Source organism: Actinacidiphila acidipaludis, from assembly GCF_019890725.1.
GTDB classification, from domain to species: domain Bacteria; phylum Actinomycetota; class Actinomycetes; order Streptomycetales; family Streptomycetaceae; genus Actinacidiphila; species Actinacidiphila acidipaludis.
The window spans coordinates 1-705 of sequence record NZ_JAINZZ010000146.1; the positions used below are offsets into that span (position 1 = coordinate 1).

General features: G+C 71.8%; 1 protein-coding gene. It reads left to right on the forward strand.

What is annotated here, in order from left to right:
• Positions 1 to 705 (forward strand): HAD-IC family P-type ATPase (locus K7862_RS37065; protein WP_222970205.1); only part of this gene is annotated, 705 nt, incomplete at both ends.

Sequence of the window (705 nt, forward strand, 5' to 3'; positions counted from 1 at the left end):
CGACAAGACCGGCACCATCACCCTCGGCAACCGGCAGGCCGCCGAGTTCCTGCCGGTCAGCGGGGTCGGAATCGACGAACTCGCCGACGCCGCACAGCTCTCCTCGATCGCGGACGAGACCCCCGAGGGCCGCTCCATCGTGGTCCTGGCCAAGGAGCGGCACGCCCTGCGCGGCCGCACCGAGGGCGAACTCGCCCACGCCACCTTCGTTCCCTTCACGGCCCAGAGCCGGATGAGCGGCGTCGACCTCGATGATCCGCAGGACGGACGCGCTCTGCGCAAGGGCGCCGCGAACTCCGTGATGGCCTGGGTGCGCCAGGCGGGCGGGTCGCCCACGGCCGACGTCGGCGGGATCGTCGACGGCGTCTCGGCCGGCGGCGGCACCCCGCTCGTCGTCGGCGAGGTGCTGCACCGGCACGGCGAGCGGACGGCCCGTGTGCTCGGCGTCATCCATCTCAAGGACGTCGTCAAGTCCGGTATGCGGGAACGGTTCGACGAACTGCGCCGGATGGGCATCAAGACCGTCATGATCACCGGCGACAACCCGCTCACCGCCCGGGCGATCGCCGACGAGGCGGGCGTCGACGACTTCCTCGCCGAGGCCACGCCCGAGGACAAGATGGCGCTCATCCGCAAGGAGCAGGAGGGCGGCAAACTCGTGGCGATGACCGGCGACGGCACCAACGACGCCCCCGCCCTCGCCCT